Origin of the sequence: Pseudomonas sp. KSR10 (assembly GCF_022355455.1) — a bacterium.
Classification (GTDB): domain Bacteria; phylum Pseudomonadota; class Gammaproteobacteria; order Pseudomonadales; family Pseudomonadaceae; genus Stutzerimonas; species Stutzerimonas stutzeri_E.
Genome location: NZ_JAKOEN010000011.1, coordinates 67,985 through 84,777, shown reverse-complemented (window position 1 = coordinate 84,777; position 16,793 = coordinate 67,985). Strand labels below are relative to the sequence as shown.

Here is a 16,793-nt window from a genome sequence, read left to right as displayed (position 1 = left end):
GGAGCTTCCCATGCGCATCGCATTGTTCAGCCTGCTCGTACTGCTAACGGCCCCGGCCATGGCGCAGATCTACAAATACACAGACGACAAGGGCAACACGGTCTTCACCAACCAGCCACCGGAAGGCGTGACGGCGGAGACCATCGATCTGCCGCCTGCCAATACCGTGGACATCAAGGTGCCGAACGCACCGCCACCCTTACCCGAAGAGCAGAACGGCACGGACCGACAGCAGGCCTACCGCAGCCTGTCCATCGGCGGCATACCGGACGAACAGGCGCTGCGGGCGAACAACGGCACCTTCGTGGTCAATGCTCAACTCGATCCACCACTGCGCAGGAATCATCGGATCCGCTTTCTGCTCGATGGCGAGCCCCAGGGAGAACCGAGCAGCAATACGTCGCTGCAGCTGACCAACGTCGATCGCGGCACCCATGTCATCGAAGCCGAAGTGCTGAGCGGCGGACAGGTGATTCAGCGTGCCCAGGAGCAGTTCACCGTGCAGCGGGTCAACACCTCCAGCCCCGCGTTGCGACCCAAACCGACAGTTCCGCCGAAACCCAAACCGACACCCACCCCCAAACCGAAACCTGCGTCTTGAACGTCAGTCATCGAATATTCGCGGCCGCCCTGCTGGCCTGCGCCCTGCCTGCTGTCGCCGAGATCTACAGCTATACGGACGAACAGGGCAACCGCGTGTTCACCGATCGCCCCGGCGGGCGGGCGGTCGAGTCGGTGAAACCCGGGCCGACCAACCGCATGCCCGCAGTCGAAACGCACCGTCCGCAAGCACCAGAGCCGGCGCCGACGGTCGACACTGCGAAGCACCACTACAGCCTGCTCGAGATCCTTGCGCCGCAACCAGACGCCACGATTCGCGACAATGCCGGCGGCCTGCTGGTCAAGGTCGCCAGCACGCCTGGGTTGTTGCCGGGCCACCGCTACCGCCTGCTGATGGACGGCTACGCCGCCGGCCTGGCCGATGGCGGCTCGCAGTTCGTTTTGCAGAACATCGATCGCGGCACCCACCAGCTCACTGTGGAAGTGATCGATGAGAACGGCCAGCCCCTGCAGAGCAGCCTACCGCGCACCTTTCATATGATGCGCACCTCGCTGGCCCAGCGACGCATGGTCAATCCCTGCAAGAAGGACGATTACGGCGTCCGCCCCGAATGCCCGCTGAAGGATAAACCCAAGGAAAAGAAAGATATTCCCTTCGTGCCCTTTCTGTGACCATGCTATGCACCTGAATGGTGCATAAGCCGGACCGATCCGATCCGCTTCACTCGTTTTTCACGACGCCCCGCTCTGGAGCGCTAGCGCGCACGCCGCCGCGCCGAAAAAGAGCGCCTTGGTTTGCTTCTTGCATTTCCCGTCTTACCCATCGGATGCAGACAGCCATGATCAACGAAGCCCTACAGCGCCTGCTGATCGAGAACCTGACCACCGCGACGCTGCTGCTTAACTCGCGCTTGCGGCTGGAATATATGAATCCGGCTGCAGAGATGCTGCTCGCCGTGAGCGGCCAGCGTAGCCACGGCCAGTTCATCAGCGAGCTTTTCACCGAATCAGCCGAAGCGCTGGCCGCGCTGCGCCAGGCCGTGGAACAGGCACATCCGTTTACCAAGCGCGAAGCGACGCTGACCTCAACCAATGGCCAGACACTGACCGTCGATTACGCCGTCACGCCGATACTGACCCGCCAGGAAACCATGCTGCTGCTGGAGGTGCTGCCCCGCGATCGCTTGCTGCGCATCACCAAGGAAGAAGCGCAGGTGTCCGCTCACGAAACCACCAAGATGCTAGTACGCGGCCTTGCTCATGAGATCAAGAATCCGCTAGGCGGCATCCGCGGCGCCGCACAGCTGCTATCGCGAGAGCTGCCCGAAGAGCATCTCAAGGACTACACCGGGGTGATCATCGAGGAAGCCGACCGCTTGCGGAACCTGGTCGATCGGATGCTCGGCTCGAATAAGCTGCCCTCCCTGTCAATGACGAACATCCACGAAGTGCTCGAGCATGTGGCCAGCCTGATCGAGGCTGAAAGCCAGGGAAGCCTCATTTTGGTGCGCGACTATGATCCGAGCATCCCCGAAGTGTTGCTCGACCGCGAACAGATGATCCAGGCCGTGCTCAACATCATGCGTAACGCCATGCAAGCACTGGCCGGACAGTGCGAGCTGGGCCTCGGTCGCCTGACCTTGCGCACCCGCACCCTGCGCCAGTTCACCATCGGACACGTCCGGCATCGTCTGGTCGCGCGTCTCGAAATCATCGACAACGGTCCGGGAATCCCGGCCGAACTGCAGAACACCCTCTTTTATCCGATGGTCAGTGGCCGTCCGGACGGAACCGGACTTGGCTTGGCCATCACCCAGAACATCATCAGTCAGCATCAGGGCCTGATCGAATGCGAAAGCCATCCCGGCCACACCGCATTCTCGATCTTCCTGCCGCTGGAACAAGGAGCCTCTTCCCTATGAGCCGAAGCGAAAACGTCTGGATCGTCGATGACGACCGCTCCATCCGCTGGGTACTGGAAAAGGCGCTGCAGCAGGAAGGCATGGCCACGCAGAGCTTCGACAGCGCCGACAGCGTGCTCGCCCGCCTGGCGCGGCAACAACCGGACGTGATCATCTCCGACATCCGCATGCCCGGCACCAGCGGCCTGGACCTGCTCAAGCAGATCCGCGAACTACACCCGCGCCTGCCGGTGATCATCATGACCGCGCATTCAGACCTCGACAGCGCGGTGGCGTCCTACCAGGGTGGCGCCTTTGAATACCTGCCCAAGCCGTTCGACGTCGACGACGCCGTGTCGCTGGTCAAGCGGGCCAACCAGCATGCGCAGGAACAGCAGCATCTGGAGGAGCCGACCAACCAGCACCAGACGCCGGAAATCATCGGCGAGGCGCCGGCGATGCAAGAAGTCTTTCGCGCCATCGGCCGCCTCAGCCATTCCAACATCACCGTGCTGATCAATGGCGAGTCCGGCACCGGCAAGGAACTGGTGGCGCACGCCCTGCACCGCCACAGTCCGCGTGCGGCATCGCCGTTCATCGCGTTGAACATGGCGGCTATCCCCAAGGACCTGATGGAATCCGAGCTGTTCGGCCACGAGAAAGGCGCCTTCACCGGCGCGGCCAACCAGCGCCGCGGGCGTTTCGAGCAGGCCGATGGCGGCACCCTGTTCCTCGACGAGATCGGTGATATGCCGGCCGACACCCAGACCCGTCTGCTACGGGTCCTGGCCGACGGTGAGTTCTATCGCGTCGGTGGTCATACGCCGGTCAAGGTCGATGTCCGGATCATCGCCGCCACCCACCAGGACCTGGAAACCCTGGTGCAGGCCGGCAAGTTTCGCGAAGACCTGTTCCATCGCCTGAACGTCATCCGCATTCACATCCCGCGTCTGTCCGATCGGCGCGAAGATATCCCCGCGCTGGCCCGGCATTTCCTCGCCAGCGCCGCGCAGGAGCTTTCCGTCGAGACCAAGCTGCTCAAGCAGGAAACCGAGGACTACCTGAAAAACCTGCCCTGGCCGGGCAACGTTCGCCAGTTGGAGAACACCTGCCGTTGGATCACGGTGATGGCCTCTGGGCGCGAAGTGCATGTCAGCGACCTGCCGCCCGAGCTGCTCAACCAGCCCGCCGACGCCCTGCCGGCGAACAACTGGGAGCAGGCGCTGCACCAGTGGGCCGACCTGGCGTTGGCGCGCGGCCGATCGAACCTGCTCGATGAAGCGGTACCGGCTTTCGAGCGGATCATGATCGAGACCGCCCTCAAGCACACTGCCGGGCGCCGTCGCGATGCGGCGCTGCTGCTCGGCTGGGGGCGCAATACCTTGACGCGCAAGATCAAGGAGCTGGGCATGGGCGTGGAGGGAGCCGACGACGACGAAGGCGAGGACACCTGACCGCCGGTGCGCCGAGGGTCGCACTCAACGCGGTGCGACTCGCACCTTCAATAGCCAATCGCCGTCCCGCTTCTCGGCGTCCCACTCGGCTGCCAGCGGTCGGGTCGCCACGAAGTGCAGCAGCAACCCCTTCTCGGTCGTTTGCAGGCGCCAACCAATGTTCGTGCCGCCCGGATCAAGCCGTCCACTACCGTCGCGGCCCTGTGCCTGAAACAACATACCGACCGCGCCATCGACATCCTGGCTGTACAGCTCCGGCTCACGATCGAACCAGAGCTGCAAACCATCGGTGGCTGGCTCGACACGCAGTAGCTGCACCGGACCGGGTGCGGTGACCCGACCGATCATGGCACCCACGAGCAACCCGATCAGCATCAGCGAGCCAAAAAAGCGCCGACGCAGGCGAGGTAGCGGATCGCGCCGCGCAGGGGCGCCTGCCGCAGGGTCGCCTGCCGCAGTAGAATGCCGGTCGTTTTCAGAGTCGGTGACGCGCATGTTCCATGTAATCCTTTTTCAGCCGGAGATACCGCCGAATACCGGCAACATTATCAGGCTCTGTGCCAATGCCGGTTGCAGCCTACACCTGATCGAGCCGCTGGGCTTCGAGCTGGACGACAAGCGTCTGCGCCGCGCGGGCCTGGACTATCACGAATATGCGCCGCTCAAACGTCATTCCGACCTCGACAGCTGCCTGGCAAGCCTCAACCAGCCGCGACTGTTCGCGTTCACCACAAAAGGTTCACAACCCTTCCATCAGGTGCAGTTCCAGCGCGGCGATGCCTTTCTCTTCGGCCCGGAAAGCCGCGGCCTGCCAGCGGAGATTCGCGACGCATTACCAAACGAGCAGCGCCTGCGCCTGCCGATGCGGCCGAACAGCCGCAGCCTGAATCTGTCCAACACCGTCGCCGTCGCGGTATACGAGGCCTGGCGACAGCTGGATTTTGCGCTCGAGTGAAGCGCCGTCTGGCTGAAACCCGCCATCCGCACGACAGCCGGCCAGCTCAGGGCACGTCATAGCCAGACACCTCGCCGCCACGTATCGGCGGCAGGCGCGCAAACATACGACGCGAGGCAGGCGGCGCTCGACCCGATGACCCGCCTTCGGGCCGGCCGGGTTTCGGTCTATTCGGCTGGCAGGCCGAGTGTCGGTTGAAATGCGCGGCAGCGTCCCCCATATCAAGCGCATTCGGGCATTCATCGCCCCGCTGCGTGGAGATTTTCCCTTGACCACCATCGTTTCAGTACGCCGCAACGGCAAAGTCGTCATGGGCGGCGACGGCCAGGTTTCCCTCGGCAATACCGTCATGAAAGGCAATGCCAAAAAAGTCCGGCGCCTGTATCACGGCCAGGTACTGGCTGGTTTCGCCGGCGCCACCGCCGATGCCTTCACTCTTTTCGAACGCTTCGAAGGCCAACTGGAAAAACACCAGGGCCATCTCGTGCGTGCCGCCGTCGAGCTGGCCAAGGACTGGCGCACCGACCGTTCGTTGAGCCGCCTGGAAGCCATGCTGGCCGTGGCCAACAAGGACGCTTCGCTGATCATCACCGGCAACGGTGACGTGGTCCAGCCGGAAAACGACTTGATCGCCATGGGCTCCGGCGGAGGTTTCGCCCAGGCCGCCGCCATGGCCCTGATGCAAAAAGGCGGCGATGACATGTCCGCACAGGACATCGCCGAAACCGCGCTGAACATTGCCGGCACCATCTGCGTCTTCACCAACCAGAATCTGACCATCGAGGAACTGGACAGCGCGATCTGACAGGTCGATGAAAAACTACCTGCGTTGGCAATCCTTCGTTAAAAACAGGCTCGGAATGCTCATTTAGACCACTAAACTCCGCTTCCTCGCCTGTTTTTGCCTCGACTTGCCGGCCTCGCCTACGTTTTTCAAACGGCCTGTTTGTATCCTGCCCAGCTTCGGGAGTAACGAAAAAATGTCCATGACGCCCCGCGAGATCGTCCACGAACTCAATCGCCATATCATCGGCCAGGACGACGCCAAGCGTGCCGTTGCCATCGCCCTGCGCAACCGCTGGCGGCGCATGCAGCTGTCCGCCGAGCTGCGCCCGGAAGTCACCCCCAAGAACATCCTGATGATCGGCCCGACTGGCGTCGGCAAGACCGAAATCGCTCGCCGCCTGGCCAAACTGGCCAACGCGCCCTTCATCAAGGTCGAAGCCACCAAATTCACTGAAGTCGGGTACGTCGGACGCGATGTAGAATCGATCATCCGTGATCTCGCCGATGCTGCGCTGAAGATGATGCGCGAGCAGGAAGTCGGCAAGATGCGTCATCGCGCCGAGGATGCCGCCGAGGAGCGCATCCTCGACGCCCTGCTACCGCAGGCGCGCCCCACCGGCTTCAGCGAAGAGCCGGTGCACAGCAACGATTCCAACACGCGCCAGCTGTTCCGCAAGCGTCTGCGCGAAGGCCAGTTGGACGACAAGGAGATTGACATCGAGGTCGCGGATAACCCTGGCGGCGTGGAAATCATGGCACCGCCCGGCATGGAAGAGATGACCAGCCAGCTGCAGAACCTGTTCTCCAACATGGGCAAGGGCAAGAAGAAGAGCCGCAAACTGAAGATCAAGGACGCGCTCAAGCTGGTCCGTGACGAGGAAGCGGCACGGCTGGTCAATGAGGAAGAGCTCAAGGCCCGCGCCCTCGAAGCGGTGGAGCAGAACGGCATCGTCTTCATCGACGAGATCGACAAGGTCGCCAAGCGCGGCAATACCGGCGGCGCCGACGTGTCCCGCGAAGGCGTTCAACGCGACTTGCTGCCGCTGATCGAAGGCAGCACGGTCAACACCAAGCTGGGCATGGTCAAGACCGACCACATCCTGTTCATCGCCAGTGGTGCTTTCCATCTGTCCAAGCCCAGCGACCTGGTGCCCGAACTGCAGGGCCGCCTGCCGATCCGCGTCGAGCTCAAGGCCCTGTCACCGCAGGACTTCGAGCGGATTCTGACCGAGCCGCACGCCTCGCTCACTGAGCAGTACCGCGAGCTGCTGAAGACCGAAGGGCTGGGCATCGAATTCGCAGAGGACGGCATCAAGCGTCTGGCCGAGATCGCCTGGCAGGTCAACGAGAAGACCGAGAACATCGGCGCACGCCGGTTGCACACCTTGCTCGAGCGGCTGCTTGAAGAGGTTTCGTTCAGCGCCGGCGACCTGGCCGGCCAGCAGAACGGCGAGCCGATCCGCATCGACACCGCCTACGTCAACAGCCATCTCGGCGAACTGGCCGAAGACGAAGACCTGTCGCGCTACATTCTCTAAACGCAAGCACGCGGCCGACACTGGGCACCATGAGCGCCCGGCGTCGGCACCCGGAGTACCCGATGCGCATCCCTACCGCGATCAAGCTGCACAAGATGTCGAAAACGCTGGAGCTGGAGTATGGCGCCGAACAGCGCTACGTCCTGCCCGCCGAATTTCTACGGGTGCACTCGCCGTCCGCCGAGGTGCAGGGCCATGGCAATCCGATCCTACAGACGGGCAAGATCAATGTCGCGCTCGAGGGTATCGAGCCGGCCGGGCAGTACGCATTGAAACTGACCTTCAGCGACGGCCACGACAGCGGACTCTATACCTGGGATTACCTGCATTACCTGGCCAGCAACCAGCAACAGCTGTGGGATGAGTATCTCGAGGCGCTGGCCAAAGCCGGCAAGTCGCGCGATCCTGACATTTCCCCCGTCAAGCTGATGCTCTAGCAGCGCCGCCTCGACGAGCGGGCCCCGGGCGAGGCGGCATCGGCTTTCCGCCCAACGGCAGTCCCATGGCGGAGCACGCGGGTGGCGGTACGGTCGAAGATTGCGTATCGACGGATCATCCACCACGAGCTGCCGGGAGCGCGATCGCCATGCACGCCAGCAGTGTCACCCATCACCGCCTGGACCTCGACGGTATCGAGGTGTTCTACCGGGCCGCCGGACCGCAAGGCGCGCCCGTGGTGCTGCTGCCCCACGGCTATCCTTGCTCGTCCTATGAGTTCAGGGCTTACATGCCGCTGCTTGCCGACCGCTGGCGGCTGGTCGCGCCGGACTTCCCGGGCTGCGGCTACAGCGCGACCCCGGAAGGATTCTCCTACGACTTCGACGGTTACGCCGACTTCCTCGCACGCTTTATCCAGCGCCTGGGCATCGAGCGTTTCGCGCTCTACCTGCACGACTTCGGCTCGCAGATCGGCCTGCGCCTGGCGATTGCCGAGCCGCAGCGCATCGCCGCGTTGATCCTGCAGAATGGTGATATTTACGAAGATCAGCTAGGCCCGAAATATGCCGCGCTGCAGCAGTTCTTCGCCAATCCGACGCCGCAGGCCCGCGCAGGGCTGGTGGAGGCCGTCAGCTTGAAAGGGTTCGAGGAAGAATTCCTCAACGAGGTGGATCCCGCGACGGCATTGCGCATCCCCCCCGACCTCTGGCACCTGCACTGGGCGCTGATGACGCCTCGTCGCCACGAAATCGCAACGCAAGTGATCGCGGGGCTCAAGGACAACCTTGCCTGGTTTCCCCGCTACCAGGCCTATCTGCGCGAGCATCAGCCGCCCACCCTGATCGTCTGGGGTCCTCGCGACGGTTATATGCCGCAGGGCTCGGCGAAAGCCTACCTGCGTGACCTGCCGGACGCCGAGCTGCATCTGTTCGACGACGGCGGCCACTGGCTCCTGGAAACCCATCTGGAGCAGGTCGCCCAGCTGTCCAGAGACTTCCTGGGGCGGGTGCATAGCCAGCCGTGACCCTGTTGGCAGTGATGTCGATGCACCTTCCTTGGCGGCTACCGGCTGGCGATACACCCGGGTCAATCACGGCGCCTGCCCCATCCGCCCCCCGCAACGCGCCGGATGGTGTCGACGGAAGCAATCTCCGCGAGATCCTACGGCGCGGATTCTTGCCGACCAGCGCTTTTGTCGCGCTTCGGCTTTTGTCGGCTTTCGGCCTTTTAGGTTTAGAATGCCGGCACATTCTTCCGGTGACAGTGACATGACCGATCCCCGCAAAGAGCGTGACGCAGAGCCCACCACCCACTTCGGCTACAAGAACGTGCCGGAGAGCGAAAAAGCGCAGAAGGTGGCCGAGGTGTTTCATTCTGTGGCCGCCAAATACGACCTGATGAACGACCTGATGTCCGCCGGCGTGCATCGCCTCTGGAAGCGTTTCACCATCGAGCTGTCCGGCGTACGCCACGGCAACCGCGTGCTGGACATCGCCGGCGGTACCGGCGACCTGACGCGTCAGTTCTCGCGCATCGTCGGGCCGACCGGCGAAGTGGTGCTGGCCGACATCAATGCCTCGATGCTCAAGGTCGGCCGTGACCGACTGCTCGACAAGGGCGTGGCGGGCAACGTGAAGTTCGTCCAGGCTGATGCCGAGAAGCTGCCCTTCCCGGATAACCATTTCGACGTGGTGACCATCGCCTTCGGCCTGCGCAACGTGACGCACAAGGAAGACGCCATCGCCTCCATGCTGCGCGTGCTCAAGCCCGGCGGCCGGTTGCTGGTGCTGGAGTTTTCCAAGCCGACCAACCCGATGCTCTCCAAGGCCTACGATGCTTATTCGTTCAGCCTGCTGCCAATGATGGGCAAGCTGATCACCAACGATTCCGAGAGCTACCGTTACCTCGCCGAGTCGATCCGTATGCATCCGGACCAGGAAACCCTGAAGGGCATGATGACCGACGCCGGTTTCGAGCGCGTCACCTACCACAACATGACCGGCGGCATCGTCGCCCTGCATCGCGGCATCAAGCCCTGATGCTGCGCGCAGCCCTCCTGGCCGGCGCCGAGCGCGGAATAAACCGCGTGCTGCGCCTGGATCCGACGGCGTTGCCACGCTTGGCCAAACTCAGCGGGCAGATCATCGAAGTCGACTGTATCGCGCCGGGCTGGCGGCTGTTCATCCTCGCCGATGCCGAAGGGCTGAGACTCGCCGAAGACTGGGGCATCGAGCCGGACTGCCGCTTGCGTGCCTCGGCCGCGAGCCTGATGCGCCTGGCCACCAGCCGCAACAAGACCGCCATCCTGCACGGGCCTGACGTCGAGATCGAAGGTGACAGCGCGCCGTTGATGAATCTCGCCGACGTATTGCAGGACCTGGAGCTGGACTGGGAGTACGAAGTCTCGCGCTGGCTTGGACCGGTCGCTGCTCAGCTGCTCGGCAGCGGTGTCCGTGGCCAGGCCGCCTGGGCACGGCAAAGCGCGCACAGCCTGCGCCAGGACCTGGCGGACTACCTCAGCGAAGAATCACGGGCTCTGGTCGGCATCGCCGAGGCCGAAACACGCTTCGTCGAACTCGATCGTCTCAAGCTCGACCTCGACCGACTCGAAGCCCGAGTCGAACGGCTCAACCAATCTTTGAAACCAGACCAACCCGAATGAAGCTGTTCGCCGCCGCCCGCCGCCTGTTTCGCATCTTGCTGGTGGTGATCCGCTACCGCCTGGATGACATCATCCTCGATCTTCCGATGCCCTGGTGGCTGCGTGCGACCAGCTACCTGCTGCCCTGGCGCTGGCTGCCACGCCGGCGTACCGTGCTGTCCCGTGGCGCGCGCCTGCGCCTGGCCCTGGAAGGCCTCGGCCCGATCTTCATCAAGTTCGGCCAGATCCTCTCGACGCGACGCGACCTGCTGCCGCCAGATATCGCCGAGGAACTGGCGATGCTCCAGGACCGCGTACCGCCCTTCGACTCGGCCGTCGCCACGGCCTTGATCGAGCGCCAGCTGGGTGCACCGGTGGGGCAGATCTTCGCCCGCTTCGACAGCAAGCCGCTGGCGTCCGCCTCGGTGGCCCAGGTCCACGCCGCCAGGCTGCGCAGCGGCGAAGAGGTGGTGGTCAAGGTGGTGCGACCCAACCTGCGCCCGGTGATCAGCCAGGACATCGCCTGGCTGTTCCTGCTGGCCAAGACCGCCCAGCGCGCGTCCACCGAAGCCCGCCGGCTGCACCTGGTGGAAGTAGTCGAGGACTACGCCAAGACCATCTATGACGAGCTCGACCTGCTGCGCGAGGCCGCCAACGCCAGCCAGCTCAAGCGCAACTTCCAAGATTCGCCGCTGCTCTACGTGCCCCAGGTCCATTGGGATTACTGCCGGCCCCAGGTGCTAGTGATGGAACGCATCTACGGCGTGCCGGTGACCGACATGGCGCGGCTGGCCGAACAGCGCACCGACATGAAACAGCTGGCCGAGCGTGGCGTGGAGATCTTCTTCACCCAGGTCTTTCGCGACAGCTTCTTCCATGCCGACATGCACCCCGGCAACATTTTCGTCAGTACCCATCAACCCTGGAATCCGCAGTACATCGCCGTAGATTTCGGCATCGTCGGCAGCCTGACGCCCGAAGACCAGGACTACTTGGCGCGCAACCTGATGGCCTTTTTCAGGCGCGACTACCGCAAGGTCGCGCAACTGCACATCGACTCGGGCTGGGTGCCGGCGGAAACCAAGGTGAACGAGTTCGAGGCGGCGATTCGCACCGTCTGCGAGCCGATCTTCGAGAAGCCACTGAAGGACATTTCCTTCGGCCAGTTGCTGGTGCGCCTGTTCCAGGTCGCGCGGCGCTTCAACATGGAGGTCCAGCCTCAATTGGTGCTGCTGCAGAAGACGCTGCTCAACATCGAGGGGCTCGGCCGAGAACTGTATCCCGAGCTCGATCTCTGGGCCACCGGACAGCCTTACCTGGAGCGCTGGATGCGCGAGCGCATGAGCCCCAAGCAGCTGCTGAAGAACGCTCAGGCACAGATCGAGCAGCTGCCGCACCTGGCCGGCATGACCCGCGAGCTGCTCGAACGCATGTCCAACCCCCACGCGAACAACCCGCCGCCGCCGTGGCACGAGCATCATCGGAACTGGCCGTTGCGCCTCGTCGGTGCCGTGCTGCTGGGTGGCGGTGCCACCCTGGCCGCCACGGCCGACAGTATTACCGCCGTCACCACCTGGCCGGCCTGGGTGATGCTGAGCGCCGGCATCTACATCGTGGTGCGCCGATAGCCAGCAGTCGGTGAGGCTGGCACACTTGGCGCATTGAGCGGAGAATTCGATGAACTGGCTGGACGACATACACTGGAACGAAGACGGCCTGGTACCGGCCATCGCCCAGGACCATCGGACCGGGCGCATCCTGATGATGGCCTGGATGAATCGCGAAGCACTGGCCCTGACCGCAGCGGAACACCGCGCCATCTACTGGTCACGTTCGCGTGGCAAGCTGTGGCGCAAGGGCGAGGAGTCCGGCCATGTGCAGAAGCTGCATGAGTTGCGCCTGGACTGTGACGCCGACGTGATCGTGCTGATGGTCGAGCAGATTGGCGGCATCGCCTGTCATACCGGCCGCGAAAGCTGCTTCTACCGGGTCTTCGAGAACGACGAATGGAAAACCGTCGAGCCGGTCCTCAAGGACCCGGGCGCGATCTATGCGGAGCACACACATGAGTGACACCTTCGCCCGTCTGGCCGAGGTGCTGGAAGCCCGCAAGGGCGCCGCTGCGGACAGCTCCTATGTGGCCAGCCTGTATCACAAGGGCCTGAACAAGATCCTCGAGAAAGTCGGCGAGGAATCGGTGGAAACCATCCTGGCCGCCAAGGACGCCGCCGTCAGTGGCGACGCCAGCGATCTGATCTACGAAACCGCCGACCTGTGGTTTCACAGTCTGGTGATGCTGGCCGCACTTGACCAGCACCCGCAGGCGGTACTGGACGAACTGGACCGACGTTTCGGCCTCTCCGGGCACGCGGAAAAAGCCGCGCGCCCACAATCCTGACATTCAACTGGAGTAACGCAGCATGGGTTTTGGTGGAATCAGCGTCTGGCAACTCCTGATCATTCTGCTCATCGTGGTCATGCTCTTCGGTACCAAGCGCCTCAAGGGCCTGGGCTCTGACCTTGGCGATGCGATCAAGGGCTTCCGCAAGTCCATGGGCACCGATGAGGAAAAGCCCAGTGTCGAGGAGAAGCAGAACCACACCATCGATGCCGAGGCCCGCAAGGTCGAAGATCCGACGAAGAAGAACTGAGGCGCCATGTTCGATATCGGCTTCACCGAACTGCTGCTGATCGGCCTGGTCGCGCTGTTCGTGCTCGGCCCGGAACGCTTGCCGGGTGCCGTACGCACTGCCGGGCTTTGGATCGGCCGGGCCAAGCGCAGCTTTGCCAACATCAAGTCCGAGGTCGAGCGCGAAATTGGCGCCGACGAGATTCGCCGTCAGTTGCATAACGAGCGCATCCTCGACCTCGAGCGGGAAATGAAGCAGAGCATCATGCCCAGCTCACCGACCGCCAGCGGCAGCGCCTCTCCGCAGTCCGCCACGCCTGCACCGGAGGCGGGCACGCTCGATGTGCCGGCGCCCAGCGAAGCCAAACCCGCCGAAACGGCCCCCGTACCCCGCCCGGACAGACCCGCTGAGCCATGAGCAATAACTCCATCGATGATCAGGAAATGCCGCTGGTTGCCCACCTGACGGAACTGCGCAAGCGCCTGCTGCGCTGCGTGGTGGCGATCCTGTTGCTGTTCGGCGGGCTGTTCTATTTCTCCCAGCAGATCTATGCGCTGGTGGCAGCCCCCCTGCGCGCCTATCTGCCGGAAGGAGCCACGATGATCGCCACTGGAGTGGCCTCGCCATTCCTGACGCCGTTCAAGCTGACCATGATGGTGGCGCTGTTCCTGTCGATGCCGGTGATCCTGCATCAGATCTGGAGCTTCATCGCACCGGGATTGTACAAGCATGAAAAGCGGGTGGCGGTGCCGCTGCTGATCTCCAGCATCTTCCTGTTCTACGGCGGCATGGCCTTCGCCTACTTCGTGGTGTTCCCGATCATGTTCGGTTTCTTTGCCAGCGTGACGCCCGAAGGCGTGGCGATGATGACCGACATCGGCCAGTACCTCGATTTCGTCCTGACGCTGTTTTTCGCCTTCGGTGTGGCCTTCGAGATCCCGGTGGCGACCTTCCTGTTGATCTGGGTGGGCATCGTCGACGTCGCCACGCTGCGCAAGAGTCGGCCCTATGTGGTGGTTGGTTGTTTCGTGGTTGGCATGGTCCTTACCCCGCCAGACGTGTTTTCCCAGGCACTGTTGGCCGTGCCGATGTGGCTGCTGTTCGAAGCCGGACTGATCTGCGGCAGCATGGTCAAGAAGCGCGAAGAGGAATTCCGCGGGGATGCTGACGACAGCCAGGTGCATAGCGGTGACCAGCCACCCGCTCCCCGCCCGTGAATCTGTTGCTGCTGGAGGCGGCCGATTTTGTGGCCGCCAACCGCGTGGTCCTGCGTGATCGCCGCCTCAAACACATCCAGGACGTGCACCGTGCCGTGGCGGGCGAAAGCCTGCGCGTCGGCCTGCTAGGCGGTGAGATGGGCCAGGGTCGGCTGCTGCGACTGAGCACCGACGAAGCCGAGCTGGACGTCGAGCTGAACCAACCACCTCCGGCCAAGCTGCCGGTCACCCTGCTGCTGGCGCTGCCCCGGCCGAAGATGCTCCGCCGAGTGCTGCAGACCGTCGCTTGCATGGGCGTGCCACGACTGGTGCTGCTCAACAGTTACCGGGTGGAAAAGAGCTTCTGGCAGACTCCGTTCCTCGAACCGGCGGCGATTCTCGAACAACTGCTGCTCGGTCTGGAACAGGCACGTGACACAGTGCTGCCCGAGGTAAGCATCGAGAAGCGCTTCAAACCCTTCGTCGAAGATCGTCTGCCGCAGCTGGCCGCTGGCACTCGCGGGCTGGTCGGTCATCCAGGCGACTATCCGGACTGTCCGCGCGCCATCTCCGACTCGGTGACGCTGGCGATCGGACCGGAAGGTGGCTGGATTCCTTACGAAGTCGACAAACTCACCGAGGCAGGGCTACAGCCGGTCCAACTGGGCGAGCGAATCCTGCGCGTGGAAACCGCCGTCAGCGCGTTGCTGGCGCGTCTGTTCTGATCGCGGCCCGGCACTTCAGACCGGCTGCCACCATGCGACCGATGAACGTAATGCACCCATCTGGAACATGCAGGTCAGAGCTACTGAACCCCAAGACAGCGGCAACTGCCATGCGACCTTTGACCATTGATCTTCACCGCCTGGAATACGCGCTGGACAGCCGCGACGCCAGCGAGCATTACCTCGATCTGGAGTCCGGCCAAATCCTCGCAGTGTTTCCGGGCGAAACCGTGCCGGGCGCGGACGAGAAATACGACGTACAGGAAGATCGGTTTCTGCATATCGAGCCGCTCGGGCTCGCGCAATCGATCGCCATGCGTGAAGCGTTCCTGTTCACCCAGCACGATCCCAACGCCCATGCCGTGCTGAGCCATGCCTTGCAGGGTCGCAAGCCGTTGCGAACCTTCGATTTCAAGCTGGAAGACTTCCCCGAGGTTCGCCAGGCCTGGCTGGATTACCAGACCGTACAGCTGCGCGAGTATGCGATGACCTGGCTGCATGAGAACGGCCTGGAGCCGTCGAAGCGCTGAGCCACCGCGGCGGGGCGTCTCAGCTTTCCAGCAGAAAAGTCACCGGCCCATCGTTCTGCAGGTGGACCTGCATCTCGGCGCCGAAACGGCCGCCGGCGACCTGCGAATGCTGCCGGCGCGCCTGGGCGAGCAGGTATTCGTAGAGCTCTTCGCCGAGGGAGGGCGGCGCTGCGCTGGAAAAGCTGGGCCGCAGACCGCTGCGCGTATCGGCCGCCAGGGTGAACTGTGAAACCAGCAGCAGGCCGCCACCGATGTCGCTCAAGGAGCGATTCATCTTGCCTTGCTCATCGCTGAATACCCGGTAACGCAGCAGTTTGTGCAACAACTTGTCGGCCCGGGCACGGTCGTCTTCACGCTCAACACCGACCAGCGCCAGCAACCCCTGATCGATGCTGCCGACCACCTCGCCCGCCACCTCGACCCGCGCATGCCGCACGCGCTGGATCAGTCCCTTCATCAGGCCTCCTCGGGGGGAAGGTGGAGCAATCGCTGGGCGATGTCAGTGGCGGCTCGGACCAATGCATCACAGGTGCCTGATTCCGACGCCGAGTGGCCCGCCTCTCGGATGATTTGCAGCTCGCTGTTGGGCCACGCCTCGTGCAGTTCCCACGCGTTTTCCAGCGGGCAAATGACATCATAGCGCCCATGTACGATGATGCCTGGCAGGTGAGCGATCTTGTGCATATCACGCAGCAGTTGGTCGGGCTCGAGAAAGGCGTTGTTGACGAAGTAGTGGCATTCGATGCGCGCCATCGCCAGCGCCCGATGAGTGTCGGAGAAGCGATCGACCACCTGGGTGTTGGGGCGCAGTGTGGCGGTGCGGCCCTCCCAGCAGGACCAGGCCTTGGCCGCGTGCATTTGGGCGATCTGATCGGTGCCCGTCAGGCGCTTGTAATAGGCCTGCATCAGATCCCCACGCTCTTCCGGCGGAATCGGAGCGAGGAAATCCTGCCAGTAATCGGGGAACAGGCGGCTGGCGCCCTCCTGATAGAACCAGGAAAACTCCTTCGGACGACAGAGAAATATCCCGCGCAGAATCAACGCATGTACATGCTCGGGATAGGCCTGAGCGTAGGCCAGGGACAGTGTCGACCCCCAGGAACCGCCAAACAGTACCCATTTATCGACACCGAGGGATTCACGAATGCGCTCCATATCGGCGATAAGGTGAGCGGTGGTGTTGTTTTCCAAGCTGGCGTGGGGGGTGGAGCGACCACAACCACGCTGGTCGAAGGTAATGATGCGGTACAGGTTGGGATCGAAAAAGCGCCGGCTTAGCGCATCACAACCGCCGCCTGGGCCACCATGCACGAACAGCACGGGCAGCCCCTCCGGTGATCCACTCTCGTCGACGTAAAGCACATGCGGTGATTCGACCGCCAGCTCGTGCCGGGCGTAGGGTTTGATCTCCGGGTACAAGGTCTGCATGGCACACTCC

22 protein-coding genes are annotated in these 16,793 nt (G+C 63.2%); 19 read left to right on the top strand and 3 right to left on the bottom strand.

The window, feature by feature from the left end; genetic code table 11:
- The first annotated feature begins 10 nt into the window (after window positions 1-10).
- The 4 genes from MCB86_RS04220 (at window position 11) to ntrC (ending at window position 3,916) form a co-directional block, all read left to right on the top strand.
- Window positions 11-601, top strand: a complete 591-nt coding sequence (locus MCB86_RS04220) for a DUF4124 domain-containing protein (protein WP_045160238.1) — start codon at window positions 11-13, stop codon at window positions 599-601.
- A complete protein-coding gene (locus tag MCB86_RS04215; RefSeq protein ID WP_239609964.1) occupies window positions 598-1,233 on the top strand; it encodes a DUF4124 domain-containing protein in 636 nt (211 codons plus the stop codon). The genes MCB86_RS04220 and MCB86_RS04215 overlap by 4 nt, the downstream gene beginning before the upstream one ends.
- A 167-nt stretch (window positions 1,234-1,400) precedes the next feature.
- Window positions 1,401-2,483: a nitrogen regulation protein NR(II) gene (gene glnL / locus MCB86_RS04210; protein WP_239609962.1), complete on the top strand. Its 1,083-nt coding sequence runs from the start codon at window positions 1,401-1,403 to the stop codon at window positions 2,481-2,483.
- The gene (gene ntrC / locus MCB86_RS04205) at window positions 2,480-3,916 is read left to right on the top strand and encodes a nitrogen regulation protein NR(I) (protein ID WP_239609960.1); all 1,437 of its coding nucleotides are present in this window, start codon (window positions 2,480-2,482) and stop codon (window positions 3,914-3,916) included. Before glnL ends, ntrC begins: the two co-directional genes overlap by 4 nt.
- Before the next feature lie 24 nt (window positions 3,917-3,940).
- Here the strand turns inward: ntrC and MCB86_RS04200 are convergent, their stop codons facing one another.
- Complete coding sequence (locus MCB86_RS04200) at window positions 3,941-4,411, bottom strand: hypothetical protein (protein ID WP_239609958.1); 471 nt, start codon at window positions 4,409-4,411, stop codon at window positions 3,941-3,943.
- Here MCB86_RS04200 and trmL point away from each other — a divergent pair.
- The 15 genes from trmL (at window position 4,410) to MCB86_RS04125 (ending at window position 15,355) form a co-directional block, all read left to right on the top strand.
- Entirely contained in the window at window positions 4,410-4,871 is a 462-nt protein-coding gene (gene trmL / locus MCB86_RS04195) for a tRNA (uridine(34)/cytosine(34)/5-carboxymethylaminomethyluridine(34)-2'-O)-methyltransferase TrmL (protein WP_239609956.1), read from the top strand. The two genes, MCB86_RS04200 and trmL, sit on opposite strands and share 2 nt — an antisense overlap.
- Window positions 4,872-5,139: 268 nt before the next feature.
- Window positions 5,140-5,676, top strand: a complete 537-nt coding sequence (gene hslV, locus MCB86_RS04190) for an ATP-dependent protease subunit HslV (RefSeq protein WP_045160342.1) — start codon at window positions 5,140-5,142, stop codon at window positions 5,674-5,676.
- Between the two features lie 175 nt (window positions 5,677-5,851).
- Window positions 5,852-7,195: an ATP-dependent protease ATPase subunit HslU gene (gene hslU, locus MCB86_RS04185; protein WP_045160231.1), complete on the top strand. Its 1,344-nt coding sequence runs from the start codon at window positions 5,852-5,854 to the stop codon at window positions 7,193-7,195.
- Window positions 7,196-7,257: 62 nt separating this feature from the next.
- Window positions 7,258-7,632: a DUF971 domain-containing protein gene (locus MCB86_RS04180; RefSeq protein ID WP_045160230.1), complete on the top strand. Its 375-nt coding sequence runs from the start codon at window positions 7,258-7,260 to the stop codon at window positions 7,630-7,632.
- A 149-nt stretch (window positions 7,633-7,781) separates the two neighbouring features.
- Complete coding sequence (locus MCB86_RS04175) at window positions 7,782-8,657, top strand: alpha/beta hydrolase (RefSeq protein ID WP_239609954.1); 876 nt, start codon at window positions 7,782-7,784, stop codon at window positions 8,655-8,657.
- A gap of 244 nt (window positions 8,658-8,901) precedes the next feature.
- Entirely contained in the window at window positions 8,902-9,672 is a 771-nt protein-coding gene (gene ubiE, locus MCB86_RS04170; RefSeq protein WP_239609952.1) for a bifunctional demethylmenaquinone methyltransferase/2-methoxy-6-polyprenyl-1,4-benzoquinol methylase UbiE, read from the top strand.
- A complete protein-coding gene (locus MCB86_RS04165; RefSeq protein WP_239609949.1) occupies window positions 9,672-10,295 on the top strand; it encodes an SCP2 sterol-binding domain-containing protein in 624 nt (207 codons plus the stop codon). Before ubiE ends, MCB86_RS04165 begins: the two co-directional genes overlap by 1 nt.
- Window positions 10,292-11,902 (top strand): ubiquinone biosynthesis regulatory protein kinase UbiB, encoded by a 1,611-nt coding sequence (ubiB, locus tag MCB86_RS04160; RefSeq protein ID WP_045160227.1) that lies wholly within the window; start codon window positions 10,292-10,294, stop codon window positions 11,900-11,902. Before MCB86_RS04165 ends, ubiB begins: the two co-directional genes overlap by 4 nt.
- A 49-nt stretch (window positions 11,903-11,951) precedes the next feature.
- Window positions 11,952-12,347 (top strand): phosphoribosyl-AMP cyclohydrolase, encoded by a 396-nt coding sequence (gene hisI / locus MCB86_RS04155; RefSeq protein WP_239609946.1) that lies wholly within the window; start codon window positions 11,952-11,954, stop codon window positions 12,345-12,347.
- A complete protein-coding gene (locus MCB86_RS04150; RefSeq protein ID WP_045160225.1) occupies window positions 12,340-12,672 on the top strand; it encodes a phosphoribosyl-ATP diphosphatase in 333 nt (110 codons plus the stop codon). The genes hisI and MCB86_RS04150 overlap by 8 nt, the downstream gene beginning before the upstream one ends.
- Before the next feature lie 22 nt (window positions 12,673-12,694).
- Window positions 12,695-12,925 carry a twin-arginine translocase TatA/TatE family subunit gene (gene tatA, locus MCB86_RS04145; RefSeq protein WP_045160224.1) on the top strand — a complete coding sequence of 77 codons (231 nt, stop codon included), beginning with the start codon at window positions 12,695-12,697 and terminating at the stop codon, window positions 12,923-12,925.
- A gap of 6 nt (window positions 12,926-12,931) precedes the next feature.
- Window positions 12,932-13,321 carry a Sec-independent protein translocase protein TatB gene (tatB, locus tag MCB86_RS04140; RefSeq protein WP_045160223.1) on the top strand — a complete coding sequence of 130 codons (390 nt, stop codon included), beginning with the start codon at window positions 12,932-12,934 and terminating at the stop codon, window positions 13,319-13,321.
- A complete protein-coding gene (tatC, locus tag MCB86_RS04135) occupies window positions 13,318-14,121 on the top strand; it encodes a twin-arginine translocase subunit TatC (RefSeq protein ID WP_045160222.1) in 804 nt (267 codons plus the stop codon). The genes tatB and tatC overlap by 4 nt, the downstream gene beginning before the upstream one ends.
- On the top strand, window positions 14,118-14,825 hold the full coding sequence (locus tag MCB86_RS04130; protein WP_239609944.1) for a 16S rRNA (uracil(1498)-N(3))-methyltransferase: 708 nt from the start codon (window positions 14,118-14,120) through the stop codon (window positions 14,823-14,825). Before tatC ends, MCB86_RS04130 begins: the two co-directional genes overlap by 4 nt.
- 110 nt (window positions 14,826-14,935) lie before the next feature.
- Entirely contained in the window at window positions 14,936-15,355 is a 420-nt protein-coding gene (locus MCB86_RS04125) for a UPF0158 family protein (RefSeq protein ID WP_045160220.1), read from the top strand.
- A gap of 19 nt (window positions 15,356-15,374) precedes the next feature.
- Here the strand turns inward: MCB86_RS04125 and dtd are convergent, their stop codons facing one another.
- Together dtd and pip are read right to left on the bottom strand one after the other, a co-directional pair.
- Window positions 15,375-15,812 carry a D-aminoacyl-tRNA deacylase gene (gene dtd, locus MCB86_RS04120; RefSeq protein WP_045160219.1) on the bottom strand — a complete coding sequence of 146 codons (438 nt, stop codon included), beginning with the start codon at window positions 15,810-15,812 and terminating at the stop codon, window positions 15,375-15,377.
- Complete coding sequence (pip, locus tag MCB86_RS04115; protein ID WP_045160218.1) at window positions 15,812-16,783, bottom strand: prolyl aminopeptidase; 972 nt, start codon at window positions 16,781-16,783, stop codon at window positions 15,812-15,814. The genes dtd and pip overlap by 1 nt, the downstream gene beginning before the upstream one ends.
- Window positions 16,784-16,793: the final 10 nt, after the last annotated feature.

Bases quoted from the DNA above. Each gene is read 5' to 3' on its own strand.
- MCB86_RS04220 (WP_045160238.1), top strand. From the start codon at position 11: ATGCGCATCGCATTGTTCAGCCTGCTCGTACTGCTAACGGCCCCGGCC.
- glnL (WP_239609962.1), top strand. From the start codon at position 1,401: ATGATCAACGAAGCCCTACAGCGCCTGCTGATCGAGAACCTGACCACC.
- ntrC (WP_239609960.1), top strand. From the start codon at position 2,480: ATGAGCCGAAGCGAAAACGTCTGGATCGTCGATGACGACCGCTCCATC.
- trmL (WP_239609956.1), top strand. From the start codon at position 4,410: ATGTTCCATGTAATCCTTTTTCAGCCGGAGATACCGCCGAATACCGGC.
- MCB86_RS04200 (WP_239609958.1), bottom strand. From the start codon at position 4,411: ATGCGCGTCACCGACTCTGAAAACGACCGGCATTCTACTGCGGCAGGC.
- hslU (WP_045160231.1), top strand. From the start codon at position 5,852: ATGTCCATGACGCCCCGCGAGATCGTCCACGAACTCAATCGCCATATC.
- MCB86_RS04180 (WP_045160230.1), top strand. From the start codon at position 7,258: ATGCGCATCCCTACCGCGATCAAGCTGCACAAGATGTCGAAAACGCTG.
- MCB86_RS04175 (WP_239609954.1), top strand. From the start codon at position 7,782: ATGCACGCCAGCAGTGTCACCCATCACCGCCTGGACCTCGACGGTATC.
- ubiE (WP_239609952.1), top strand. From the start codon at position 8,902: ATGACCGATCCCCGCAAAGAGCGTGACGCAGAGCCCACCACCCACTTC.
- MCB86_RS04165 (WP_239609949.1), top strand. From the start codon at position 9,672: ATGCTGCGCGCAGCCCTCCTGGCCGGCGCCGAGCGCGGAATAAACCGC.
- ubiB (WP_045160227.1), top strand. From the start codon at position 10,292: ATGAAGCTGTTCGCCGCCGCCCGCCGCCTGTTTCGCATCTTGCTGGTG.
- hisI (WP_239609946.1), top strand. From the start codon at position 11,952: ATGAACTGGCTGGACGACATACACTGGAACGAAGACGGCCTGGTACCG.
- MCB86_RS04150 (WP_045160225.1), top strand. From the start codon at position 12,340: ATGAGTGACACCTTCGCCCGTCTGGCCGAGGTGCTGGAAGCCCGCAAG.
- tatA (WP_045160224.1), top strand. From the start codon at position 12,695: ATGGGTTTTGGTGGAATCAGCGTCTGGCAACTCCTGATCATTCTGCTC.
- tatB (WP_045160223.1), top strand. From the start codon at position 12,932: ATGTTCGATATCGGCTTCACCGAACTGCTGCTGATCGGCCTGGTCGCG.
- tatC (WP_045160222.1), top strand. From the start codon at position 13,318: ATGAGCAATAACTCCATCGATGATCAGGAAATGCCGCTGGTTGCCCAC.
- MCB86_RS04125 (WP_045160220.1), top strand. From the start codon at position 14,936: ATGCGACCTTTGACCATTGATCTTCACCGCCTGGAATACGCGCTGGAC.
- dtd (WP_045160219.1), bottom strand. From the start codon at position 15,812: ATGAAGGGACTGATCCAGCGCGTGCGGCATGCGCGGGTCGAGGTGGCG.
- pip (WP_045160218.1), bottom strand. From the start codon at position 16,783: ATGCAGACCTTGTACCCGGAGATCAAACCCTACGCCCGGCACGAGCTG.